The following is a 23216-nucleotide window of genomic DNA, read 5'->3' as shown; positions in this document are numbered from 1 at the left end:
GCGCGGTGGGTTGGTGGGGCGCGGGGCCTGGGTGGTCCGCGCGCCCCTTCGGCCGTCGGCTAGCTGCAGCACCCGCCGCCGCAGCAGCCACCGCCCGAGGACTGCTGCGGGGCGGCGCCGGCGCTGCCGCCGCCCGTCACCGCGACGGCGGAGAGCAGCTTGACGGTGTCGGTGTGCCCCTGCGGGCAGAGGGCCGGGTCGTTGGCCTGGGCCATGGCGCGGCGGAGTTCGAACGTGGCGCCGCAGGTGCGGCAGCGGAAGTCGTAGCGAGGCATGCCCGCAGCGTACCGAGTACCGGCCGACTTGGCGCCGGTCGCTCCCGGTCCGCCGGCCGGTCGGTCCGTCACTCCCCGTCCGCCGGTCGGTCGGTCCTGCGCTTCTCCCGGACGTACACCTGCTTGCGGAGCCGGGCGACCACCGAGCCGTCGGCCGCCAGCACCTCGGTGTGGAACCAGACCAGCGCCTTCTTCCCGTCCGCCGTGAGCTCGCGGATCTCGGTCAGCCGCTCCTCGGTGAGCTCGAACTCGGCGAAGATGTCGCCACGCCCGGGGGCGACGAAGTCGATCTCGGCGGCGGCGTCCCAGACCAGGTAGCCGGGGCCGAGGTTCTGCATCACCAGCAGCATCCAGAACGGGTCGGTCATCGCGAAGATCGAGCCGCCGAAGTGGGTGCCGACCCAGTTCCGGTTGAACCAGCGCAGTCGCAGCCGGACCCTCGCGGAGCGGAAGTCCGGGGAGACCGCGAGCACCCGGATGCCCGCGAACAGGAACGGCGGCCAGAGGTTGATGCCGCGCCGGAAGGTGGTGGCGCTCAGGGTGCGCTTGCGTGCCATGGGGTGACTCTAGCAAGGAAGTTACCGGCGGGTAATGTGGTCGCCGTCACATCGCCGTGTACTCAGTGGTGGATGCCCCGGATCAGGGTGACCACCTCGGCGGCGGTCTCCCGGACGGCGGTCAGCTCGGTCAGGAAGTGCCAGTAGTCGGGGTGCCGGCCGGCCTCCTCAAGGGCCGCCACCGCCCGGTCCAGCCGGGCCACCGCAGCGTCCAGCGGGGCGGCGTGCCGGGGGTCCGGCGTCTGCCGGCCGGACATCGCCAGCCGCTGGGCGTCCCGGATCGCGAACCTGGCCCGCTCGATCTCCTTGTGCGGGTCGTGCGCGACCTCGTTGAGCTGCCGCAGTCGCCCGTGCACCGCCGCGACCGACTCGTCCGCGCTCTCCAGCAGCGCCCGTACCGTCCCGATCGCCCCGGTCGCGTCCGGCCAGCGCTGCTCGTCCCTGGCCCGGACCGCCTCGGCCAGCTTGGCCCGGGCGGCGGTGACCGCCTCGGTCGCCTGCTCCGGCACGTGCTGCAGGTCCTGCCAGCAGGCCAGGCTGAACCGGCGGCGCAGCTCGCTCAGCGCGGGCTCGACCGTCCCGCTCTTGGTCTCCAGCGCCTCGATCCGGGTGCGCAGACTGCCCACCCGGCGGTCGATCTCCCGGGCCTTCTCCGGCCGCTGCTCGGCCGAGACCCGGATCGCCTCGGCGCGCAGCGCCACGTCCTCGGCCCGCTTGAGGGTCGGCGCCACGCCGTGCCGGCCTGCGCCCTCGTTCAGCTTGGTCAACTCAGGGGCCAGCTCGGCCAGTCGGGCCGCCAGATCGTCCGCCTTCAGCCCCGCCGCCCGGACCGTCTCCAGCGCGGTGGTCGCCCCCAGCAGCGCCCGCTTGGCCCGCTCCACCGCCGGGGTGACCCGGATCAGCTGGGCCTCGGCGTGCTGGATCAGCGGCTGCAGCCGGGCCAGGAAGCCGGTGAGCTCGGACTGCGTACCGATGAGCTTCTGCTTGGCCTGCTCCAGCGTCCGCCGGGCCTGGTTCGCGGTCGCCGCGTCGAGCTCTTGGTCCTCCAGGTCGTGCGCGTCCAGCGCGGCCAGGTACTCGACACTGACCTCGTTCACCCGGCCGGCCAGCTGCTGGAAGTCGGTGAGCGCCTGACGGGCCGTCCGGTCGTCCTCGGCGGCGCGGATCGTCTCGACCGCGAGCTCGACCTCCCGCTGGGCGGAGTCCAGCTCGTAGAACGCCTGCTGCGCCGCGTCCCGAGCGGCCTGCGCCTCCGCCCGCTGCGTGTCGGCCCGCCGCCACCAGCCACCCCGCCCGCCGCCGCCACCGGCCACCCTCACGCCCACACTCCCAGTCCGGTCCGCCAGCCTCAGCCCCATTCTCGCCGATCACCCCACGATCCCGGCACCCCCTTTGGTCCCACACCCCGAATACCTGCGGCGCAGTGCTCCCGGGACCAGGTACTCTTACCTCTCGTCGTACGCCGCCGGACCTTCGGCGCGCCGCGACGGGGGCGCATAGCTCAGCGGTAGAGCGCCGCCCTTACAAGGCGGATGTCGGCGGTTCGAAACCGTCTGCGCCCACAAAACTGCAGGTCAGGATGGGTTTCCCTGAACCGAACGAAGTGCCGTGACTGCAGGTTCCGTGGAGCTGCTGGCACTTGCTTGAGAGCTTCGATTCCGCAGGTCAGAGCGGTTCTATCTGCTTCACTCTGCTGCTCCAGCACACATTCAGCACATGCTGGTAAGACTGGCCGGGCTTCACGAGGTCCGTATGTGGCCTCGAACGGTCGCTTCCTTCGCTGTCGGCCTCTCTTCGAAGGCGGCTCATCATCCACAGAGCGCCAGCCGTCGCAGAAAGCACTGAACCGACAGGCCGACGACATCCGAGCCCGACATGCCACCGATGTGCCCCCACCTGACCAATCATCACAGGAACCTGAAAGACTTCAGAGGTCCTGCGCTTCGGGCCCAACGTCCGACGACGTCCCGTTCGCCGAGCTGTCGCCCCCTGTCCACCGTGCTCCAGGCCGGGCAGCTGATCCTCCGACGCGTGGCTCCCGGCCCTGTGTCGGCCCGGAGCCTTCTCCGTCCTCGCTCAGTAGGCCCTCTCGGATAAGCTTGGCGTACTCCGATTGGCCCATCGCGTCGGTGAACTCTGCTATCCGGTGCGCGTACACCTTCCGCTCGGGAGAACCTTTCGCCACGTCGACATCATCCAGGAACTGGTTCAGCGGACCGACCACCCGTGGCCCTGGAGTCGGATGAGTCGGTCCTTCGGGCCCGGGGTGGCTCGCAGGACCCGTCCCGGTTCCGCCCTCCCCGTCCCAGCCCTGCCGGACAGGTGTCTCCGTGTCCAGGAGCGGAACGGACCCCGGCATCGGCGGCGAGACCAGGTGCTCGTACAGCTCGTCCACCGCCTCGTCGTTGGCGGCCGCCGAGAGTTGCGCGAGTGGGCCGATCATGTCGACGGCCTCCGTGACCTGGTCGTCATGACGGGCCAACCACCACACCACCGCACTGCCCGGCGACTTCAGGACGTCGTTGCCGAGGTAGGCCCGCTTGCTCTGTTCGAAGCGCCGTTCGTGCTCCCAGACCTCCTCGGTCTTGCGTACCGAGGAGAGCTTTCCGAGCCTGTCCCGGTCGTCCGCCGGCAACCTGAGCTCTACCCGGCCGCCCATGGCCTCCACCAGTTCGTGAGCGTCCCGGCCCTGTGTGCCGAGCAGGCTGTTGAGCCGGTGTACCACCAGGTCCATCCGTTCTGGGGTCTCACGCTCGGTCAACTCACGGGCGCGGTTCAGCACCGTCTCGACGGCCAGACTGGCCGGGTCCACGTGCAGCAACCCGGTGGTGTTCGGGATGGGGCGCCACCACACCGTCGCCGAGAAGCGGAAGTCGTAGTCGGGCACCCGTGTCGGCAGGGCCACATCATCCACCCGGGTCTCCTCCCACGGCAGCCCGTCCGAGACCAGTGCGGATGGCTCCGATTCCGGAGAGCGCGCGGACGCGAAGATGAGCGCCAGCAGCAAGGCCGCCGCAGCCGGCGCTGCCCACATCCAGACCGGCCACCCGGCCGACAGACCGAGAACTGTTGTCATCAGGGCTGCCATCAGAGCCAGGCCCACGAGCGCCATCTTCCCGGTGCTCTTCACCGGCCCCTCCCCTCGGTCGCTCCAGCTGAGGCCAGGTCCAGCGGCTCGATACCTTGCGCTCGGTCGATCTCCCGACAGAAGCGCGCCGCCACCTCGTCGGGGCTCACCGGTCCCGGTTCATCGCTCGACTCGGCCGCCCACTCGTATGCCAGCAGGTAGTAGCGGCTGAGCACACCGGGCCCACCGTCTGCGGCTTCGATCAAGATTTCCATCAGCCGATCGCCTCCATCCTGTTCCGATCGGGCGGCCGAGAGCCATGCCTTGACTCCCGGCGCCCAGGTCGCCGGCGGAGCCACCGTGAGCACACCGCGCCAGCCCCGAAGCACGTCCTCATGACCATCGAGGGCCGGAAACCGAATCACCAGTTCCAGGAAGATTTCCGCATCCCGTTGCCAGGGCTTCGAGCGCTCCATTCCCTCGCGGAGTCGGCCGAGCAGTCGCTCGTACAGTCGTCGGTCCCTGCGCACCAGCTCGAGCAGGTAGTCCCGGGCGTACCTCGGGAGCCCCGCTGATTCCCTCCGGGCAAGATGGTGCAGGCGGACCAGTGCCTGGTCCGGGTGGTCCGGTCCCATCACGTCCACGCAAATGTGGGCCAGGCCCCGTACGAGGTTCGGCTCCAACTGCGAAGTCGTCGACCAGGCATAGATCTTCGCGCGGAAGGCTGCACCCATCTGCTCGTCCCGGAGTCCCTGGTCAAGGATCGCCATCGCGTCGGGAAGGATCCGGGTCTCCGGTGTCCACAACTCGACCAGATCGGTCAGCACCTGGACATCGTTGGACCGCAGAGCCTGTTCGGTGAACCGGCCGACCAGGTCTCGGCGCGTGGCTGACTCCAGCGCGGGGGTTTCCTTGACCGTCTCGGTGACCCAAGTCCCGAACGATGGACGCAGATCGGGATAGTAGAGCCAGAAATGGGACCGCACGGCCGATCCGTACGCCAACAGCTCGAAGCGGATCCGGCCCTGGTTCACCTCCAGGGTCAACTCCCGTAGACGCTGCGCCATATCGACACGGTTCAGGCGGGGGAGCTCGTCATCCGGATGGTCGAGATTCGCCAACAGTTGGTCGGAGAGTCGGAACACCACGTCGGCCGGCGCTCCATCCAACATGGCGGCCGCGAACAGCAGTGCCTTCTGACGTCCATCGGTGAGGGCAGCCATCTGCTGGGCAACCTGGGGTCCGCGGTCCCGTAACGCGTCGGCGGCTTTCCGTGCCCAGGTGTCGAACGAGCCACCCTGGGCGCGAGCCTCGATGATCAGCTCGGACAGTCGCTGTAACTCCCTCATGGGTGAGTGCTCCAGGGAATCCCCCAGGGCCGAGGCTCGCAGCTCGGGCAACGGCACCTCGATGCCGTCAGGCCTGAGGTGCCGTGCCAGCACCTCGGCACCGTCGGGACGGCCGATCCTCACCAACAACTGGCGGAAGTCCGGCTCCAGGAGCTGTTCGCGTTCCTGGGAGAGAACCACCGCGAGCCGGCCACCGATTCGTTCGGTCTTCTCCCAGTATGACTTCACCAGAGCCTGTGCTGCCACGAACTCCAGCTCGGACGAGTTGGATAAGTCGATGAGGACACGCTCGCCGTCGGCCAACTCCGCAGGCTCGTCCTCCGGCTTTTCATCCGGCACGACTTCTCGGAACGGGTCGTCAAACTCACCCATGCCGTGCAGCAGCATGACGGCGGCGGCGCGACGGCCGCTTCCCGGAGCGCCCCAGACGAGGACCGCCGTGCCAGGATTCTCCAGCCGCTTGGCTGCGCCACCGTACCCGGGCGGGGCGACGAACCGCTGCTTCAGCCACTGGCGGCGGTCGATCGCCATCCGCAACGGATCGGGCCCGCTCCGGACTCCCCCGGGAGCAAAGTAGTAGTTGTTGGTGTACTGGGCACCGCTGCCCGTATGGGTCTGTCCCGAGGCGTGGCCGATCCACGTCCCCTCCTGGAAATCGCTCACCGTCGCCGGCCCTCACGGTCACGTCGGCTTCCGAACTCGCTGTTTACGGTGCCGTGTTCGAGATAGTTGCTGCCGTCGCCGTGGAGCTCGACACTTCCGTTGCGGATGGTGTTGTGCTGCGGACCGGGGCCCGTGTGCACCGGTCCGCTGGCATTGTTGATGAACGTCCCCACGTCGTGGCCGATGTTGCCGATGCCTCCGCTCTGCTGGTGCCGGTACTCCCCAGCCCGCACCACACTGGTGCCACTCCTGTCGAAATCCTCGGGCGGAGCGTCTGTGGATCCGAACCCTGTAGTGATCTGCCTTTCTGCCAAAGCGAGTTGGGGAATTGCCTCAGCCAGGTCGTCGCCGATGCGCCTGAGGTTGGATTCCGCGTCGCGGGTGTCGAAGCGGCGGTACTGGCAGTCCGCCAGCCTGGCGATCTCAGGCGGCAGGTCGCGCGGGTCGAGCCGCGTGTCGCGCCCGACGAGTACCGGAACCACCAGTGCTCCACTGTCGAAAGCCTCGCTGATCTCCCTGCGGGTCCAGTCCGCCGGGTCGTCGAGAGCACGTCGACCGTCGGCAGTTTGAGCGTTGGCCCACTGCCTGCCGATGACGGCGAGGAGGACGCTGCTGCGGCGTACGGCGATCAGCAACTCCTGGGGGAAAGCCTGACCGATCTTGATGGACTTGCTGGCTCGGAAGACGCGATCCGTACCGAAACGCCGCGATAGCTCGCGTTCGATCAGCGTGGCGGTCGAGTCCTCGTCCCTGGTGCGGTAGTTGACGAAGATTTCGGGCATGGCAAAGCACCTCTTCGGTCTGGGCAGGGATGGAAGGTGGTCTCCGGCGGAGCGAATTTCGCTCTCGCTACGGGTGCAGCACGCCGGCGAGCAGGGGTTCGAGGTCCCTCACCGGCCGACTGGCGCGGAACCGGTAGAGTTCGCGGGCGAGCCGCCCGACGTCGGCCTGTATGGTGGCCGACCTCAACTCCGCGACATGTGGCAGAAGTTCCGAGGCAAGCTCGCAGGCTCGCTCCGGCTCGCCACGGGCAGCGTGCGCGAGGGCGCACCGCAGACCGTACCGGGCACGGCTGCGGACGGCATGCGCAGGAATCCTCAGAAGCTCACGGTCCAGCACGTCGGCAGCACGGTTCGCCAGGCCGAGGTCGTACAGACACCAGCCGGTCACCATGGCGGCCGGATCGGTGAGGTTTGTGGTCCCGAGGACCGGTGCGCCGCCACCTCCCTCCGCGTCGGCCTTGGCCAGCAGTTCCCTGGCCCGGTCCAGGCTGCGCAGACAGGCGCTCTCCTCTCCGGCGAGAGCGTGGCCCTGGGCCTCGCGCTGGGCGGCGAGGCCACGAATCCGCGGTGGCAGGCCACCGGCCTGAGCCGGCCCGACGAGCTGTACGGTCAGGGCTGCGTCGCCCGCGTAGAAGGTGACCAGCGCGCGTCGGACCAGGGCATACGAAGCCAGGTGGCGGTCGCCGCCGGCCTCCGCGAGTTCGACGGCTTGGGCGGTCCACCACAGTGCCGAGGAGTTGTCTCCGGCCTCCTGGGCGATCCAACCCGCATACTCCGCGTACCGGGCTGCGAGCGCGAGCATTCGACCACGGGTCACCGTGTCGGCCCGTACGGCGAGCTCACCCAGGGTGTGCGTCTGGGCGGTGAGCAGTGGGAGGAGCGTGTCGGAAGCGACGACCTGGCCGAGGCGCCGCATCTGGTCGAACTGGGACTGGAAGATCTCGAGCGGGGCGGAATCCGCTGCCGCTGCTCTCTCACGGGTCGCACTCACGACAAGGGGTGGTAAGGAATGAACGAGACTGCCGCCCAGCAAGGATGACGCTCCAGCTGCGAGCAGTTGCCGCCGCCCGAGTCCTCCGGCCGAACGACTGCTCTCGTGCCCGATCCGGGGCAGCGAGTGCTCCTCGGCCTCGGGCCCGGTGGCCTTCCAAGACCGTCGGGGATCGTCCGCCACAAGTCGCTCTAATTCACCACCGGCACTCAGCTGCGCGTCACAGCGACGGGCCAGGCCGGGTGGGGGCACCTTGTGGCCGCGTTCGATCTTGCTGAGGTGACCTTTGCTGTAACTGAGCAGTTCGGCGAGCCGGGTGAGCGTCAGCCCCGCGGCGATCCGCCGTTTGCGGAGTTCCGGGCCGAAGGCGCCGGGCAGTGCCGTAGAGCCGTCCATACCACTCCGTTCCATATCCCCATCGCCCGCGCACCTACCGTGTCGCGTGCCGGAAGCGGTTCTCCTCGCCTCCGCCTGAATCTTGGCATGCGACCTAGCCGACAAAGCATGGATCGACCGAGTTTCCCGTTTCCTCTTTCTGATCGAATGGCTTTGCAAACAAAGCGAGTTGGTGACTTCTCCTTCACGCAACCGACAAGGGCTCACCTGGGCGGATGGGGTCCGTCACGTGAAACGGAAGGATGCGCCAGGTACGGCGGGTCCGCCAGAATCACCCGTTTCCGGGAGGACGGCGTGGGACCCGCGAGCCTGGTTGCTGTTGGGCAAGGGGGGTTGGTGGTAAGGGTCATAGGGGCGGAGCGGTTGCGTCGGCTCGCCGATCCCCCGACGGAGCGACGGGCACGAAGAGCCACAACCACCAACGGGTCAGGACTGACTTGTTGCTGAGACGGAGGGCTAAGAGATGGACACCAGCACATGGGTGACGGTCGGTACGAGTGTGGCGGCAGTGATCGGCGCCCTCGCCGGAACACTGCTCGCCGGTTGGATGCACGGCCAAGCGTCCCGTGTCGCACAGATCGCGGCCGACGCGAAGGCTCACCGCGCTGAGGTCCTGACCACCGTGACCGAACTCGTGACGGCGCTCGACGACCACCGCCGAGTCCAGACGGTGCGCGCCAGGGAAAGGACCCGAAGCCTTGCCCGGACCGGCGGGGTCGAGGCGACCGACGAGCAGTACACGCCGGCCGTTCACCAGACCAGGAGCGCGATCACCAGCCCGAGCGTCACCCTGCGGATCATCTGCCCAGAGTTGGCCGGCGTGGCCGAGCGCGCGGTCGGGGCAACCTTCGCCATCCGGAATGCCCAGACCCTTGCCGATCTCGAGCGGATGCGCGTCCAATCGAAGCTCGTCTGCGACGCGCTGATCGCCGAGGCCGGTCAAGTCCTCGCCCGCACCGCCTGAACGGACGGTTGCATCCAGGGAAGTGGTGTGCGGGTTCCCCCGATCCGGGGGGAACCAACCCGACGGAGGCTCACTACTGCCCGTGCTGTCCTACATGCCTGCCACCATCCAGCGTGACCAAGTGTCAGCACGATGCGCTTCCCGCTCGCTCCACCGTCGCGGCGACCTGTCGGTAGCCCCCGGAGCAGCCCGTTGGCTGCGCGGAGGGCCGGAGTCGCGCCACGTCCCGTGGCACCTGTTCGTGGACAGCGGCCGCCCTGTCGTACTTCGTGACGCGACGTCTCGAAGCCTGGAGAACGGCCGCCTCCGCAGAACTAGGAAGCAGGCCTGTCGGGTTCGCTGGAGATCGCGTACCAGAGCAGGGACCGCTGCTCCTGCCAGCGCTGGGCCAGGTCCGCCCGGTCGTGCAGGAGGTCGGAGATGTGCTGGGTGCCGTAGAAGGAGGCCACCATGGCATGCGCGATCTGCTCGGGCGAGACGCCCGCCCGGAGCTCGCCGGCCTGCTCCGCCTCGGTGAGCAGCTGCGTCATCAGCGAGATCCAACCGACGTACGGCGCCGGCAGGTCGAAGGGGACGGAGGAACGCTCGGCCTGCAGCCGGGCGACCGCGCGGGTCACCGGGTCGGTGATGAAGGCTTCGGCCACCCGGTCCGTCACTTTGAACGCGGCTTCGAGCGCGGTCGTGGTCTCGGTCCGCACCTGTTGCACCATCTCGGGCCAACGGTCGTACTGCGCCTCCACCACGGCGATGACCAGGGCGTCCTTGGTCGGAAAATGATGATAGACCGCGCCCTTGGTCATCCCGGTGCGCTCGGCGACCTCCTTGATGGAGGCCGTGCGATACCCCTTCTCCGCGAAGAGCTCGGCCGCCTTCAGCAGGACCAGGTCGCGCGTGCGTGCGGACCTGTCCTGTCGCGGTTCGGGGCCGCGGGCCAGGGCGGGCCACTGGAAAGCCGGAGTCGACACAACTACCTCTCGATCGGGCGGCCGGTCGCAGGCGCCCCGGGAGGGCCTGCGGCACTGCCACCAGCAGAACTGCTCGTCAGTCTAATCAACCCTTGCAATATACCTTCTCAACGGTATATTTTGAGTCTGTGGGCGGCTCGCAACTCGTCAGGTCGCCACCGGCGCTTCGGGGGAAGTATTCATGCATGCCTCAACGCAAACCGACGGTGCAGTCCGGGCGCACTCCGAACTCACTGGTGATGCAACACACTTAATCGATCTTTCGTACGACCGGGGAGTTCCCCGGGGCATGGTCCACAAGGCGGCCATGGCCGAGGTCTTCATCACGGACGCCCACCGGCTGGGCGACCACCGGTTCACCGTAGCGGCCCAGTGGCCGCGTGCCCATGTTTTCTACCGTCCCGGTGCGGACGGAAAGTGTGACCCGGTGCTCTGGCTGGAGACGATCCGCCAGGCCGGCGTCTATGTCGCGCACCGCTTCTACGACGTACCCATCAGTCATCAGTTCGTCCTGGCGGGAGCCGAGTTCACCATCGAGGACCCGCAGGCACCGCAGTACGGGTCCACCCCGCACACGGTGAGCCTCGACATCACCTTCGAGCCGCCCGCGCAGGACAAGCGGCACCTGGTCATCGAGTTGGCGGCCGTGGTCCGGATCGACGGCCGCCGGTGCGGCCGGGTCACCATGCGGGGTCAGGCGATCGACGCCCGGCGCTACGCCGTCCTGCGGCGCCGCAACGCGCCGTCGCGCGCGAGCCTCGCCCCGTTCGCGCAGCCGTCGCCGGTCCCGCTGCCGCCTGCGGCGGTCGGCCGGCAGCACGAGTGGGACGTCGTCCTGGCGGCCTGGCCCGACCGGGCCGAATCCTGGCAGCTCTCGCTCGATCCGTACCACCCGGTGTTCTTCGACCACGCCACCGACCACCTGCCCGGCATGGCCCTGGTCGAGGCCTTCCGGCAAGCCGTGTCCCTCTCCGGCTGCCGGCGGTCGGCGCCCGACTGCGCTCCGCGGGTCTGGGCCCTGACCTCGGGGGCCGTCACCTTCGACGCGTTCGGGGAGTTGGACGCCCCGGTCCTGGTCGAGAGCCGACCGGTGGCCGGACGGACCCTGGGTGACCACCACTTCTCGGTCCAGGCCGATGCCACCCAGGGTGATCGCCTGCTGGCCTCGGCGACCCTGACCGGCAGGCCGCTGCTGGTGGCCGGCAGCCGAGCGCTCGGCAGCGCCGCCTGACGGTGGCGAGCACCGCACCGGCGCGGGGGGCCGCGCCGACGGGTGGAAGACGTACCGGTGTGAACGCGGCGGGACGCCGAAGACCCGTGCATGCCCGGTGAACCGCTGGGAGGTGTGGGTACGGGCGGCTGAAGTGCATGGTCCGGCCGACCAGTTCGGTCTACTGACGTACCAGGTGCGGACGGGTGGCCGCACCGAACTCAACCTGGCCTGCCCCGAACTGTCCCGCTGCGCGCCGAGAAGAAGCGCCCAAGTAGCACTGCTACTTGGGCGCTTCGCTGTGTGCCGAGCCACTCGGCCGGGGGTCGCGAGGTGGGCGTCCACGGTGCCTTGTGGGGTCGGGGCTCGGCCGGATGCGAGCGGCCTCCGCCCGACTCCCGCCGAGTTGCGGGCCGCTGACGTGCTCTGATGGAGTCCTGCGCACTGCTCGTCACGCACGGCGCTGCTGTTCGCAGAACATTCCTTCTCACAGGAATCTTTTACTGTTAGAGTGTTGACCGGTTCCGGACGAACCACGGCGGCAAGGAGGCGGCAGGTGAAGCAGGAACGTTCGAAGCGCACTTTCGAGCGCATTTTGGAAGCCGCCGCCGAGCAGTTCGCCGCACACGGGTACGCGCACACGACGATCGCGGACGTGGCGGCGCGCATCGGCATGACGAAGGGCGCCCTGTACGGGCACTTCGCCTCCAAGGACGACCTGGGCGCGGCGATGAACCGGCACGGTGCGGAGGCGTGGCAGGCGATCCGGGACGGCTCCGGCGCCGATCCGGTGGGTGCGGTGCTCGACCCGGTGGGTGCGGTCACCCTGAGGCTCGGGCGGCGGCTCGCCACCGACATCCGGCTGCGCGCCGCGTACCGCCTCGCGGCGGACGCGCTGCTCTCCGACGAGCAGGCCGCCACGGCGGCCGGCGAGCGGCTGCCGCCGGACTGCAACCTGCTGCTCGAGATCCAGGAGCACCTGAACGAGCTCGTGCGGTTGGCCCAGCGATCCGGTGACATCACCCAGTCGTACTCGGCGGCCGACATCACCGAGATGCTGCTCGCCTTCGTCGCTGCCGTACGGTCGGCGACGCTCAAGTCCTCCGGCATCGACCCGGTCGCCTGGATGGAGACCGTCTGGCAGATGACCTGGGGAGCGCTCGCCAGGGAGACCGGGCAGGCCGTCAGGGCCCCCGACGGCGCGCTGCGCTGACGCAACCTCGGTGGGTGTCCTCCGATCGCAGCCCCTTCCCGGCCGGTTCCCCCGGCTGCCGGGAAGGGGCTGCCGAGTTCAGCGCCTCCGTGCCGTCGGTCTCCTCCCCGGGACGGTGACCCGGGGAGGAGGCCCACCCCTACTCGGCCGGCTGCCCCAGCCACGCGGTCAGTTCGGCCCGGAGGCTGGGCAGGTCCGAGGTGTGGCCGTGGGCCGCGACGTGGCCGTCCGGGCGGACCAGGTAGTAGCCCTGCTGACGGCAGCCGGTGTGCCGGGCGGCGTCCGTGCCGAGCTCCACCACCCGCAACTGCGGTCGATCGGCGCTAAGTTCACGGATCTCGGCCCGCCAGTCGGGGGCGTCGCCCTGGCACACCGCGACCAGGGTCCAGCTCGACGGGTCGGCGGCCGGTCCCGCTATCGCGTGCGGCAGGGCGAGTTCGCGCGGGAAGACCGCGCCGATCCGCGGTGTGTCGCGCACCCCGCCCAGGAGCTGGCAGCGGGAGCGCCCGCCCGGCGCCTGGGTGGGGCGCACCGGCGGGTAGGCCAGCCTGCGCCCGGCCATCACCGGTGCGTAGAACCGGGTGAACAGGCCGGTGCGGTCCGCCAGTTTGAACGCGGTGTCGCGCAGGCGCACCTTGCCCGGGGTGCGCACCAGCCAGGCGCGGGTCTGGATGTCGGTGTCCCGGACCACCCGCTCGGCGACCGCGGCCCGCTCGGCGCCGTAGTCGAGCAGCAGCTCGGACGGTGCCTGGCCGTTCACCACCGCGGCGATCTTCCAGGCGAGGTTGTGGGCGTCCTGGAGACCGGTGTTGAGGCCCTGGCCGCCGGCCGGGCTGTGTACGTGTGCGGCGTCCCCGGCGATGAACACCCGGCCGAGCTGGAAGTAGTCGGCGTGCCGGGCGTGCACCCGGAAGACGCTCTCCCAGATCGGCGTGCCGATCCGCACGCCCTTGGGGCCGCGCTCGTCCACGATCTCCTGCATCCGGGCGACGCTGACCTCCTCGCCGGGGGCCAGGCTGGAGAAGAACCGGAAGACGCCGTTCGGCAGCGCGACGATGACCAGGGCGCCGGCCGGTGACTGGTAGTACAACGCCCGGTCCGGCGGCAGGAATCCCTCGATCTCGGCGTCCACCAGGGCGAACGCCGTCTCGTAGGTGGAGCCGGCGAAACCGGTGCCCAGCTGGGCACGGACCGCGCTGCCCGCGCCGTCGGCGCCGATCACGAAGGACGCCCGGGTGCGCTCGACCGTGCCGTCGGAGTGTTCGAGCACGGCCGTCACGCCGTCGGTCGCGTCGATCCGGCCGGAGTAGTCCAGGGCGTCGAAGGTGAGCAGTCGTACCTCGCGCTCGATCTTGCCGCCGAGTTCGTGCAGCCGCTCGCGCAGGACGCGCTCGGTCTCGTTCTGCGGCAGGCAGAGCGGGGCGAGCGACTGCGGGAAACCGAAGGTGGAGAGGTGCTCGCGGTCGGAGTAGTAGCTGAACGCGTTGATCTGCAGGCCGGCTTCGCGCAGCTGCGGCAGCACGCCGAGGTCCTCGAAGAGGTCGAGGCTGCGGGGCCAGACGAGCAGCGCCTTGGGGAACGGTGAGGGCTCGGACGCGCGGTCGACGATGCGCACCCGGATGCCCCTTCGGAGCAGTTCGCAGGCGGCGAGCAGGCCGGTCGGGCCGGCGCCCACGATCAGTACGTCGTACGCCTCCGAGGCCCGTCCGGAGCTCTCGTGGTGCTCTGCCTTCGTCATGTCTCTTCCTCTTCCTCGCGGTCACGGCGACCTGGTGACGCCCTGCCCAACTCGCCCTGGCGGTCGGCGACCTGGCGCTACGGCATCTTGCCAATCTCTCATTGACGATACCTATAAGATGCCTTAGGGTCCATCGATAGATGAGGGTTTCGGGACGAGCAGAGAGTGAAGAGGATGAGCATGGAGACCAAGCCCCGCGCCCAAGCGGCCGGGCGCACGACGACGGGGCGGAAGGAGCCGAGCGGCGCACCGGTCCTGATCGCGGTCGCACTCGCCAGCGTTCTGCTGCCGCTCGCGGTCACCGCCCCCGCGGTCGCACTGCCCGACCTCGTGGTCGACCTCAACGCGAGCGTCTCCGCCGGACAGTGGGTGCAGAACGCGTACGGCGTCACGTTCGCCGCCTGCATGCTCGCGGCCGGGGCGCTCGCCGACCAGTTCGGCCGCCGCCGGATCCTGGCCGTGGGTGCCGTCGTCTTCATGGCGATGTCCGCGGTGTCCGCACTCTCGACGAACATCGTCGTGCTCGACCTCGCCCGGGCCCTCCAGGGCATCGGTGCGGCCGGCGTCCTGACCAGCGGTGCGGCGATCCTGGCCGCTTCGTTCGAGGGCCGCAAGCGCACCCAGGCCTTCGGGGTGCTCGGCGCCTCCTTCGGCGCCGGTCTGGCGCTCGGCCCGATCCTCGGCGGCGCCCTGGTCGGCCTGGCCGGCTGGCGCGCGGTGTTCTGGTTGAACGTCGTGGTCGGTGTCATCGCGCTGAGCCTGATGTCGAAGATCAGGGAGTCGCGCGACCCCAACGCCACCACGGTCGACTGGGGCGGGCTGGTCACCTTCAGCGGCGGACTGTTCTTCCTCGCCCTCGCCTTCGTCAAGGGTGGTGAGACCGGCTGGCTGAGCGGCCAGACCCTGGCTTCGCTCGGCGGGTTCGTGCTCTTCATGGCGGCGTTCGTGGCCGTCGAACTGCGGGCCGCCCGGCCGATGTTCGACCTCTCGCTGTTCCGCAACCCGACCTTCGTCGTGGTGGTCTGCCAGCCGTTCACCATCACCTTCGGCTTCGTGGTGCTGCTCAACTTCCTGCCGCCGTACTTCAACGGCCTCGGCGGCGCGAGCGACACCGCCTCCGGCACCCTGCTGCTCCCGCTCACCCTGCCCGTCTTCGTCCTGCCGCTGCTGGTCGGCCGCCTGGTGGCCGGCCGGGTCTCCTCGCGACTGCTGCTGACCATGAGTTCGCTGCTGATCGCCGTGGGCTCGCTGTGGCTGGTCGTCCTGGAGCCGGGTCAGCCCTGGTACGTGGTGGCCGGGCCGCTGCTCGTCTTCGGGCTCGGCGTGGGCTCCGCGTTCGGCGCGATGGACAACGCGGCGGTCGGTGTCGTGCCGGTGGAGCGCGCGGGCATGGCCTCCGGCATCTTCAACACCATGCGGATCGCCGGAGAGTCCGTGGCGATCGCCTCGGCGGGCGGTTTCCTGGCCTCCCTCACCCGCGCCAACCTGGCCGAGCGCGTCCCCGAACTCGGCGACCGGGCCGGTGTGTTGGCCGGCGCCGCGACCCAGGGCAGCCTCGACACCGCGCTGGCGGACCTCGCGCCCGCCGAGCGGGCCGGCGTGTTCGACGCGGTGTCGGCCAGCCTCACCTCCAGCCTGCACGTCGCCTTCCTGGGCCTGACCGTGCTCGCCCTGGTCGGCGCGGTCGTCACCTTCCTGGTCGTCAAGGACCGGGAGCTGGACAGCGCCGACGGCTCGTCGTCCGACGACTGAGCCCCCTCAGACCGGAGGGTCCACGGCTCCCCCGACCGTGGGCCCTCCCTCCAGACCCCAGGGGTGCCAAGCCCCTGTGCATCCCGATCGACATCGTCCATCAGAGAGCAGGAGAACATGCGTTACCGCTACCTCGGCGACACCGGCCTGTCCGTCTCCGAACTGTGCTTCGGTGCCATGACCTTCGGCGGCGGCGCCTCCTTCCTGGGCGCCGATGACCGCAACTGGTCCGAGTTCGGCACGGTCGAGGACACCAACGTGCTGAAGATGATGGAGCAGGCGCTCGACGCCGGCATCAACTTCTTCGACACCGCCGACGTCTACAAGAACGGCATGGGCGAGGAGTTCTTCGGCCGGACCCTGAAGAAGGCCCGTGACCGCGTCATCATCGGCACCAAGGGCCGCTGGCGGATCACCGACGACCCGAACGACATCGGCGCCACCCGCCACCACCTCTACGAGGCCGTGGAGAACAGCCTGCGCCGCCTCGACACCGACTACATCGACGTCTACCACCTGCACGGCTGGGACCCCCGCACCTCGATCGACGAGACGCTGCGCGTCCTCGACGACCTGATCCGCTCGGGGAAGATCCGCTACATCGGCGTCTCCAACTACGCGGGCTGGCAGCTGATGAAGGCCCTGTCGGTCTCGGAGCGGCGCAACCTCGCCAAGTTCTGCGTCTACCAGGGCTACTACAACATCGCCGCGCGCGACCTGGAGCGCGAGATCATCCCGCTGGCGGTCGACCAGAAGGTCGGCATCACCGCCTGGTCGCCGCTGGCCGGCGGCTTCCTGACCGGCAAGTACCGGCGCGGCGAGGGCCGTCCCGAGGGCAGCCGGCTGGCCGAGCGCACCCCCGCCGAGTCGGCGCCGCTGACCGACGAGAACCAGGCCTACGACATCGTCGACGAGATGTCGGCGATCGCCGAGGCGCGCGGCGCCACCGTCGCCCAGGTCGCCCTCAACTGGGTGCTCGCCAAGCCGGGGATCACCTCGGCGGTGGTCGGTGCGACCAAGCCGCACCAGCTGGCCGACAACCTGGCCGCCATGGAGTGGGAGCTGACCGCGGACGAGCTCCAGCGGCTCGACAAGGTCAGCGAGACCACCGCCCCGTACCCGTACTGGCACATCGGCACCGTCGGCGCCGACCGCAAGCTGCCGGGGGACGTCTACCCCGCGTGACGCACCGCGTGACCCACTGACCGGGCGAACCGGACGTGAGGTGGCCGGCCGCCCCCAGGGCCCCACCCGTCGTCCCGGCCGCCCGTGGAGGGCCGCTCCCCACGGGCGGCCCTCCACTCGTCACCGCCCTGTGCGGCCGCACCCGGCCGCACACGTCCACCGGAACCACTGGAACGAACCGGTATCACCGAACAGAAGGTGAACGTCACCCATGACCACAGCAACAGCCGCACCGGAGCTGCACACCGACATACCCTCGGCCGCGGCCCGGATCCCCGCCCTGGACTACACCCGCACCGTCGACCGGTTGCTGGTGCACCGCGACGCCCTGGGCGAGGTCTTCCTCACCGATCTCCAGCAGATCGACGAGGGGCGCTACCTGGCCGGGGCCCAACTCCCGCGCTCGCACGCCTACTACGGCGACCACCTGCTCCGGCCGGAGTCGTACGACCCGCTGCTCGTCCTGGAGGCGTGCCGCCAGGCCGGGCTGGCCGGCGCGCACCGTCTCTACGACGTGTCCGCGCACAGCAAGTTCATCCTCACCCACCTGAGCCTGGACATCGTGCGTCCGGAGCGGCTGGCCATCGGGCCGGCGTCCGCGCAGCTCGCGATGGACGTCACCATCGCCTCCCGCAAGGAGCGCGAGGGCCGGGTCACCGGGCTCGACTACCTGTTCACGCTGGCCGTGGACGGCACCGTGGTCGGCACCGCCACGCTCGGCCTGCGGTTCAAGACGCCCAACGGCTACCTGACGCTGCGTCTGAACAACCGCAACGGCATGGCGCTGCCCACCTCGGCGACGTACCCGCGGTCCACGCCGGGCACTCCCATCCCGCCGCACCTGGTGGGCCGCGCCAACGCGGAGAACGTGCTGCTGGTGGAGCCCGCCGTCACCCACGCCGGCTCCTCCGCGCTGCTGCGGGTGCCGGCCAGGCACGCGAGTCTCTTCGACCACCCGCAGGACCACCTGCCGGGCATGGTGATCGCCGAAGGTGCCCGTCAGCTGGCGCTGTTCGCCACCCTCGAGCTGCACGGGATGTCCACCGCGAAGACCGCCGTCACCGGGATCGACATCCGCTTCACCCGCTTCGGCGAGCTGGAGGACGAGACCGTGCTCACCGCCGAGACGGGGGTGCGGACGGCTCCGGGCGAGGCGCCCGCCGAGCACTACACGCTCGGCGGCGTGCTCGAACTCCCGGAGGACGACGGCACGGAGCGGGTCCCGGTCCGGGTCGAGGCCCGGCAGAAGGGCGAGGTGCTCTGCGTCGCCACCTTCCGGCTGGCCCGGTCCCGGCCCGCTGACGACCGGGGAAACCGGAGCCGGGCATGAGCGTCGTGGCCGTCGCGTTCTCGGACGTCGACGAGACGTTGATCAGCGTCAAGAGCATGTTCCGGTTCCTCGGGTTCCGGCTGCGCGAGCGCGGCGAACCGGACGGCACGTACGAGCGGCTGACCGGGGAACTGCGCGAGGCGGCCGGGAGCGGTGTCCCGCGCACGGAGATCAACCGCCGGTACTACCAGCTGTTCAAGGGGGAGGAGGCCGCCGCCCTGGCCGCCTCCGGCCGACGCTGGCTGGCCCACGAGCAGGAGCAGCAGGAGCAGCGCGGCGGCTCGCTGTTCATCCCCCAGGTCGAACGGGCGCTGGCCGGGCACCGAGCGGCGGGCGAACCCGTCGTGCTGGTCTCCGGCTCCTTCTTCGCCTGTCTCGACCCGGTGGCCGAACGGGTCGGCGCCGCCCGGGCCTTCGGCACCCGCCCGCTGATCCGCCGCGGGCGGCTCACCGGTGAGGTGCTGTTCCCGCTGATCGGCCCGGCCAAGGGCCGGATCGCCCACGCCACCGCCGCGCTGCTCGGCGTCGATCTCGCCGGCTGCACGGCGTACGGCGACCACATCAGCGATCTCGGCCTGCTGGAGGCGGTGGGCCGTCCGGTGGCCGTCGGCGAGGACGCCGAGCTCGGGGCCCACGCCGAGGGCGCCGGCTGGCCCCGGCTGCGGACGGGACTGGTCGCGGCCGGGATCTAGGAGCCGCGACAGGTAACGGGCGGGGCCGCAGTCGGCAGCCCCCGCAGAACTGGAGGCACTATGAACCCCATTGGAATCCTGGGCACCGGATCCTTCCTTCCCGAGCAGGTGGTCACCAACGAGGAGATCGCCAAGAGCACGGGGGTGACCAGCGAGTGGATCGTGCGCAAGACCGGTATCCGGGAACGGCGCAGAGCGGACGACCGGCACGCCACCTCGGACCTGGCGGCCCGCGCGGCCACCCGGGCCCTGGAGCAGTCCGGCATCCGCGCCGAGGACGTGGCGTACATCGTCGTCGCGACCTCGACCCCCGACCACCCGCAGCCGGCCACGGCCAGCATCGTGCAGCACCTCATCGGGGCCAAGAACGCGGCGGCGTTCGACGTCAACGCGGTCTGCAGCGGATTCGTGTACGCGATGACCGTCGCGGAGCGGATGCTCAAGGGCTCGACCGACGGCAAGTACGCCGTGGTCATCGGCGCGGACATCTACTCCCGCATCCTCGACTACTCCGACCGCAAGACCGCGATCCTCTTCGGCGACGGTGCCGGAGCCGTGGTGCTCGGCCGGGTCCCGGACCACCGGGGAGTCCTGGAGACGTCGCTGCTCACCCGTGGCGACCAGTACCGGCTGATCAGCGTGCCCGCCGGCGGCAGCCGGATGCCGGCGAGCGCGCGCACCGTCGCCGAGGGCCGGCACTTCTTCACCATGGACGGGCGGGGCGTACGCGGGTTCGTCCAGGAGCACCTGCCCACCGCGCTGGCCGACCTGCTGGCCAAGGCCAACGTGCACCCCGACGAGGTGGCGCACTTCGTGCCGCACCAGGCCAACGGTGTGATGCTCGCCGACGTCTGGCCGGAACTCGGCCTGCGCCGGGCGCAGTTGCACCTGGCACTGGCCCGGTACGCCAACACCGGCTCGGCCTCGGTGCCGATCACGCTCGACGTGGTCCACCGGAGCGGCGAGCTGGCCGACGGCGACATGGTGCTGCTGGCCGGCTTCGGGGGCGGCATGACCGTGGGCGCCACCCTGCTGCGCTGGGCGCCGACGCGCTACGCGCAGCCGGACCGGCTGGAGCAGGAGCTGGCGATCCGGCTCAGCTGACCTGCCACGCCTCACCACAGCGGCCCCGGGAGACCGGGGCCGTTGCGGTACCCGGGCCCTGCCGAGGCCCTCCGCCGGACGTTCATTCGCACCCCACAGGAGACGAACTGATGAACATGACCCTCGAGGTGACCGCCCTCGGCCCCGAGCTCCAGGCCAGCGTGGTCCGGTATTCGAGCGCCCAGGGCCGGGCCCGGCTGCGCCAGAACGCGGAGGCCGCCCTGCACGCCTTGATCTTCGGCGGGGACCGCTTCCACGAGCCGGTCAACTGGCCCGAAGCCGACGGAGGTTCGCCGGACCAGGTGGCCCCGGCCGAGCCGGCCTGACCGTCCTGACCGAACCGGGGCCCGGAAGCCGGAGCCCCGACCCACCCAAGACATCCAAGGAGTACGTACGTCGTGAAGTCCTTCCTGCGCCTGGTGACCGTCACCGCCCTGACCGCCGCCTCGTTGGCCGCCACCCTCACCGCCTGCGGCGCGGACGGCCCGGAGAACGCCGGAGCCGGCGTCGCGGCCGTCGTCTCGTCCGCACCGCCCGCTCCCGCCCCCGCCGCGTCGGGCTCCGCGGCAGGGGCCGACGGAGGCCACCTCGGCGTCTGGGCGAACGACAGTGGCAGCCTGCGCCTCGAACTGCGTGCGGACGGCACCTTCACCGAGGACTACAACGGCAAGAAGGCCGCCTACGAAGGCCGTTACACCGTCGAGGGCGGTGTCCTCGGCCTGCGGGCCGGGTCCGGGGCGAGTGCCGACGGCACGGTGACGGCGGACGCCATCCGGATCAGCGGGGAGAGCCTGAAGCGCCAGGGGTGAACCGCGGCCACGCACCGACCCGGGTGGGGGGGGGGGGGGCGGGCGCGGGCGGGCGGGGGCGGGGGGGGGGGGGGGGGGCCGGGGGGGGGGGGGGGGGGGGGGCCCCGCCCGGGGGGGGGGTGGGGGGGGGGGGCCGGGGTGGTTGGGGGGGGGGGGGGGGGGGGTGGGGGCCCCCCCCCCCCCCCCCCGGGGGGGGGGGGGGGGGGCCCGGGGGGGGGGCCCCCCCCCCACCCGGGTGTGGGGCGCCGGCCCGTGGCGGTCGAAGCAGGCTGCACCACAGGGAAGTTGGCTGCTCGGGCGGCGCCACGACGGCAGCGCCGAGCCCCCTCCCGCCGCCGCGTGACGGTCGCGGGGGAGAGGGGGCTCGGCGCTGCCGTCGCCACGGGTCAGTCGGCGACGCGGGCCGCCTCGCGGACCGGGGTCTTCGCCGCCGGGGCCGCGTCCGTCCGGGGCCGCACGAAGCGGTCGCGGCTGGACAGCAGACCGAGGATCAGCTCGGGCACCGTGAAGGCCGCGAGGAGGATCAGCGGGACGGTCCAACTCCCGGTGGCGCCACTGATGATGCCGAGCGCGAACGGGCCGGCCAGGGCGCCGACCAGGTAGCCGACGGTCTGGACCATGCCGGACAGCTGGGCCGCCACCTGCGGGTCGGGCGAGCGCAGACCGATGAAGGTCAGTGCGAGGGCGTGACCGGCGCCGAGTGAGATGCCGAGCACGACCACCCAGAGCGCCGCGATGCCGGGCGCGGCGAGCAGGCCGACCAGGCTGGCCGCACTCGCCGTGGCGACCATGGCCACCACGGCCCGCATCCCGAGGAACCGGCCGGCCAGCACCGGGGCGAACAGCGCGCCGGGAACACTGACCGCCATGGTCAGCGACAGCAGGGCGCCTGAACTGGCGTCGCTGTAGCCGAAGTCCGACAGCACCATCGGCAGCCAGCCCAGCGCGGTGAAGAACACCAGGGCCCGGAGCGCGAGGTAGCCGGTCACCTGCCAGGACAGTGCGTCCCCGCGCAGCGAACCGCGCGCGACCGCACCGCCGGCCGCCGGGGCGGCGGGCTTGGCCGACCGGCGGGCGAGCACGAACCACGGCACGAGCGCGATCACCGCAGGCACCGCCCAGACGGCGAGCGCGCTGTTCCACTCGCCGCCGACGGCGTTCCGCAGCGGGACCGCGACACCGGCCGAGAGTGCCGCGCCACCGCTGAGGATGGCTGTGCCGATGCCCGTGAAGAGCCTGATCTTCGTCGGGAACGAGGTCTTGATGACGGCCGGCATCAGGACGTTGCCGATGGCCAGGCCGGCCCCGGCCAGGGTGGTGCCGATGAACAGTGCGGCGGTTGACGGGACCAGCCGGATCAGCACACCGGCCACCAGAACCACCAGGCCGAGCACCAGTGCCGATGCGAGACCGAGGCGCCGTGCGAGACCGGGCGCGGCCGCGGCGAACACGCCGAGGCAGAGCACCGGAAGGGTGGTGAGCACGCTGGCTGCCGCGTCCGACAGCCCCAGCGCGTCCTGGATGTCGCCGAGCAGCGGGGAGACGCTGCCGAGCGCGGGACGCATGTTGACGGCGAGCAGGCAGAGCCCGATCACCGTCCACACCACGCTGGAGCTCGCCGGCCGGACTTCTGCCCGTGGGTTGGACATCATTCCTCCGTTTCGTGACAGAACGCAGAGTGCGTACTGCCATACGTATTGCGACGACCATAAGGACTCTTGTGGTCGTAAGTCAATTGGAAGATGGGTCATCGTGGTCTTGCATACCTAAGATCTCGTATGTCAGTCTGAGATGGCACCGCACCGCAGGATCCCAACCAAGGAGCCCCGTGTACCACATCGCCGTTTCCTTCGACATCCCGGCCGACAAGCGTCAGGAGTTCATCGACGCCGCCCTTGAGGACGGTCGGCTCTCCGACCGGGACGAGCCGGGCACGCAGCGCTTCGAGCTCATCACCGACGCGGAGAACCCGAACCGCTTCTACCTGAACGAGGCTTACGACGACGAGGCCGCGTTCGACGTCCACTGCCAGGGCGAGCACTTCGCGAAGTTCTTCTCCATCATCGAGAAGTTCGCCGAGGGCCCGACCTGGCTGATCAAGGGCACCCGGGTCGAGGACCCGGCGCTCGTGGCCAGCAAGTAACACCCCGGCGAGCAGCGCCGGACGGTACGGA

21 protein-coding genes and 1 tRNA gene are annotated in these 23216 nt (G+C 70.4%); 12 read left to right on the top strand and 10 right to left on the bottom strand.

Going from position 1 to position 23216, the window contains the following annotated elements; genetic code table 11:
* Positions 1-59: 59 nt before the first annotated feature.
* The 3 genes from ACIRPK_RS05100 to ACIRPK_RS05090 form a co-directional block, all read right to left on the bottom strand.
* Positions 60-275, bottom strand: coding sequence for a zinc ribbon domain-containing protein (locus ACIRPK_RS05100; protein WP_403033191.1), 216 nt, complete (start codon positions 273-275; stop codon positions 60-62).
* Between the two features lie 68 nt (positions 276-343).
* Positions 344-832: a DUF4442 domain-containing protein gene (locus ACIRPK_RS05095; protein WP_403033189.1), complete on the bottom strand. Its 489-nt coding sequence runs from the start codon at positions 830-832 to the stop codon at positions 344-346.
* A gap of 62 nt (positions 833-894) precedes the next feature.
* Positions 895-2151: a hypothetical protein gene (locus ACIRPK_RS05090; protein WP_403033188.1), complete on the bottom strand. Its 1257-nt coding sequence runs from the start codon at positions 2149-2151 to the stop codon at positions 895-897.
* 171 nt (positions 2152-2322) lie between these two features.
* Here ACIRPK_RS05090 and ACIRPK_RS05085 point away from each other — a divergent pair.
* Positions 2323-2394, top strand: a tRNA-Val gene (locus ACIRPK_RS05085).
* Positions 2395-2759: 365 nt separating this feature from the next.
* On the opposite strand, the gene ACIRPK_RS05080 is transcribed toward ACIRPK_RS05085, so the two are convergent.
* From ACIRPK_RS05080 to ACIRPK_RS05065, 4 genes are all read right to left on the bottom strand, one after another.
* A complete protein-coding gene (locus ACIRPK_RS05080; RefSeq protein WP_403033186.1) occupies positions 2760-3962 on the bottom strand; it encodes a hypothetical protein in 1203 nt (400 codons plus the stop codon).
* Positions 3959-5911, bottom strand: coding sequence for a hypothetical protein (locus ACIRPK_RS05075; protein WP_403033185.1), 1953 nt, complete (start codon positions 5909-5911; stop codon positions 3959-3961). Before ACIRPK_RS05075 ends, ACIRPK_RS05080 begins: the two co-directional genes overlap by 4 nt.
* A complete protein-coding gene (locus tag ACIRPK_RS05070; protein ID WP_403033183.1) occupies positions 5908-6693 on the bottom strand; it encodes a toll/interleukin-1 receptor domain-containing protein in 786 nt (261 codons plus the stop codon). The genes ACIRPK_RS05075 and ACIRPK_RS05070 overlap by 4 nt, the downstream gene beginning before the upstream one ends.
* Positions 6694-6760: 67 nt before the next feature.
* Positions 6761-8080 carry a helix-turn-helix domain-containing protein gene (locus ACIRPK_RS05065; RefSeq protein ID WP_403033181.1) on the bottom strand — a complete coding sequence of 440 codons (1320 nt, stop codon included), beginning with the start codon at positions 8078-8080 and terminating at the stop codon, positions 6761-6763.
* 463 nt (positions 8081-8543) lie between these two features.
* On the opposite strand from ACIRPK_RS05065, the gene ACIRPK_RS05060 reads away from it, so the two are divergent.
* Positions 8544-9044 (top strand): hypothetical protein, encoded by a 501-nt coding sequence (locus ACIRPK_RS05060; RefSeq protein WP_403033179.1) that lies wholly within the window; start codon positions 8544-8546, stop codon positions 9042-9044.
* A gap of 314 nt (positions 9045-9358) precedes the next feature.
* Here the strand turns inward: ACIRPK_RS05060 and ACIRPK_RS05055 are convergent, their stop codons facing one another.
* Positions 9359-10009, bottom strand: a complete 651-nt coding sequence (locus ACIRPK_RS05055; RefSeq protein WP_403033176.1) for a ScbR family autoregulator-binding transcription factor — start codon at positions 10007-10009, stop codon at positions 9359-9361.
* A 289-nt stretch (positions 10010-10298) separates the two neighbouring features.
* Here ACIRPK_RS05055 and ACIRPK_RS05050 point away from each other — a divergent pair, with 289 nt between their 5' ends.
* Both ACIRPK_RS05050 and ACIRPK_RS05045 read left to right on the top strand, forming a co-directional pair.
* Positions 10299-11240 carry a ScbA/BarX family gamma-butyrolactone biosynthesis protein gene (locus ACIRPK_RS05050; protein ID WP_403033173.1) on the top strand — a complete coding sequence of 314 codons (942 nt, stop codon included), beginning with the start codon at positions 10299-10301 and terminating at the stop codon, positions 11238-11240.
* Between the two features lie 535 nt (positions 11241-11775).
* Positions 11776-12432, top strand: coding sequence for a TetR family transcriptional regulator (locus ACIRPK_RS05045; RefSeq protein WP_403033171.1), 657 nt, complete (start codon positions 11776-11778; stop codon positions 12430-12432).
* A 139-nt stretch (positions 12433-12571) separates the two neighbouring features.
* On the opposite strand, the gene ACIRPK_RS05040 is transcribed toward ACIRPK_RS05045, so the two are convergent.
* A complete protein-coding gene (locus ACIRPK_RS05040; protein ID WP_403033168.1) occupies positions 12572-14170 on the bottom strand; it encodes an FAD-dependent monooxygenase in 1599 nt (532 codons plus the stop codon).
* A 180-nt stretch (positions 14171-14350) separates the two neighbouring features.
* Here ACIRPK_RS05040 and ACIRPK_RS05035 point away from each other — a divergent pair, with 180 nt between their 5' ends.
* From ACIRPK_RS05035 to ACIRPK_RS05005, 7 genes are all read left to right on the top strand, one after another.
* Positions 14351-15922 (top strand): MFS transporter, encoded by a 1572-nt coding sequence (locus ACIRPK_RS05035; RefSeq protein ID WP_403033165.1) that lies wholly within the window; start codon positions 14351-14353, stop codon positions 15920-15922.
* 117 nt (positions 15923-16039) lie between these two features.
* Positions 16040-17107, top strand: a complete 1068-nt coding sequence (locus ACIRPK_RS05030; protein WP_403033162.1) for an aldo/keto reductase — start codon at positions 16040-16042, stop codon at positions 17105-17107.
* Between the two features lie 211 nt (positions 17108-17318).
* Entirely contained in the window at positions 17319-18437 is a 1119-nt protein-coding gene (locus ACIRPK_RS05025; protein ID WP_403033159.1) for a ScbA/BarX family gamma-butyrolactone biosynthesis protein, read from the top strand.
* Entirely contained in the window at positions 18434-19129 is a 696-nt protein-coding gene (locus ACIRPK_RS05020) for an HAD family hydrolase (RefSeq protein WP_403033156.1), read from the top strand. Before ACIRPK_RS05025 ends, ACIRPK_RS05020 begins: the two co-directional genes overlap by 4 nt.
* A 60-nt stretch (positions 19130-19189) precedes the next feature.
* Positions 19190-20233 carry a 3-oxoacyl-ACP synthase III family protein gene (locus tag ACIRPK_RS05015; RefSeq protein WP_403033153.1) on the top strand — a complete coding sequence of 348 codons (1044 nt, stop codon included), beginning with the start codon at positions 19190-19192 and terminating at the stop codon, positions 20231-20233.
* Positions 20234-20343: 110 nt separating this feature from the next.
* Complete coding sequence (locus tag ACIRPK_RS05010) at positions 20344-20559, top strand: hypothetical protein (protein WP_403033150.1); 216 nt, start codon at positions 20344-20346, stop codon at positions 20557-20559.
* Between the two features lie 72 nt (positions 20560-20631).
* Positions 20632-21042 (top strand): Atu4866 domain-containing protein, encoded by a 411-nt coding sequence (locus ACIRPK_RS05005; RefSeq protein WP_403033147.1) that lies wholly within the window; start codon positions 20632-20634, stop codon positions 21040-21042.
* A gap of 386 nt (positions 21043-21428) precedes the next feature.
* Here ACIRPK_RS05005 and ACIRPK_RS05000 read toward each other — a convergent pair whose 3' ends face one another.
* The gene (locus ACIRPK_RS05000; RefSeq protein WP_403033145.1) at positions 21429-22691 is read right to left on the bottom strand and encodes an MFS transporter; all 1263 of its coding nucleotides are present in this window, start codon (positions 22689-22691) and stop codon (positions 21429-21431) included.
* A gap of 179 nt (positions 22692-22870) precedes the next feature.
* Between ACIRPK_RS05000 and ACIRPK_RS04995 the strand changes: the two genes are divergently transcribed.
* Complete coding sequence (locus ACIRPK_RS04995) at positions 22871-23185, top strand: putative quinol monooxygenase (RefSeq protein WP_403033141.1); 315 nt, start codon at positions 22871-22873, stop codon at positions 23183-23185.
* The last annotated feature ends 31 nt before the right edge of the window (positions 23186-23216 follow it).

It is taken from the genome of Kitasatospora sp. NPDC101801 (assembly GCF_044766665.1).
Classification (GTDB): Bacteria; Actinomycetota; Actinomycetes; order Streptomycetales; family Streptomycetaceae; genus Kitasatospora.
This window is presented reverse-complemented; position numbering and strand designations above follow the sequence as displayed.

What these genes read in the sequence shown, in the direction of transcription:
- ACIRPK_RS05050 (WP_403033173.1), top strand. Translation starts at nt 10,299, where the DNA reads ATGGTCCACAAGGCGGCCATGGCCGAGGTCTTCATCACGGACGCCCAC.
- ACIRPK_RS05060 (WP_403033179.1), top strand. Translation starts at nt 8,544, where the DNA reads ATGGACACCAGCACATGGGTGACGGTCGGTACGAGTGTGGCGGCAGTG.
- ACIRPK_RS05035 (WP_403033165.1), top strand. Translation starts at nt 14,351, where the DNA reads ATGGAGACCAAGCCCCGCGCCCAAGCGGCCGGGCGCACGACGACGGGG.
- ACIRPK_RS05100 (WP_403033191.1), bottom strand. Translation starts at nt 275, where the DNA reads ATGCCTCGCTACGACTTCCGCTGCCGCACCTGCGGCGCCACGTTCGAA.
- ACIRPK_RS05020 (WP_403033156.1), top strand. Translation starts at nt 18,434, where the DNA reads ATGAGCGTCGTGGCCGTCGCGTTCTCGGACGTCGACGAGACGTTGATC.
- ACIRPK_RS05065 (WP_403033181.1), bottom strand. Translation starts at nt 8,080, where the DNA reads ATGGACGGCTCTACGGCACTGCCCGGCGCCTTCGGCCCGGAACTCCGC.
- ACIRPK_RS05000 (WP_403033145.1), bottom strand. Translation starts at nt 22,691, where the DNA reads ATGTCCAACCCACGGGCAGAAGTCCGGCCGGCGAGCTCCAGCGTGGTG.
- ACIRPK_RS05040 (WP_403033168.1), bottom strand. Translation starts at nt 14,170, where the DNA reads ATGACGAAGGCAGAGCACCACGAGAGCTCCGGACGGGCCTCGGAGGCG.
- ACIRPK_RS05030 (WP_403033162.1), top strand. Translation starts at nt 16,040, where the DNA reads ATGCGTTACCGCTACCTCGGCGACACCGGCCTGTCCGTCTCCGAACTG.
- ACIRPK_RS05070 (WP_403033183.1), bottom strand. Translation starts at nt 6,693, where the DNA reads ATGCCCGAAATCTTCGTCAACTACCGCACCAGGGACGAGGACTCGACC.
- ACIRPK_RS05015 (WP_403033153.1), top strand. Translation starts at nt 19,190, where the DNA reads ATGAACCCCATTGGAATCCTGGGCACCGGATCCTTCCTTCCCGAGCAG.
- ACIRPK_RS05025 (WP_403033159.1), top strand. Translation starts at nt 17,319, where the DNA reads ATGACCACAGCAACAGCCGCACCGGAGCTGCACACCGACATACCCTCG.
- ACIRPK_RS05095 (WP_403033189.1), bottom strand. Translation starts at nt 832, where the DNA reads ATGGCACGCAAGCGCACCCTGAGCGCCACCACCTTCCGGCGCGGCATC.
- ACIRPK_RS05010 (WP_403033150.1), top strand. Translation starts at nt 20,344, where the DNA reads ATGAACATGACCCTCGAGGTGACCGCCCTCGGCCCCGAGCTCCAGGCC.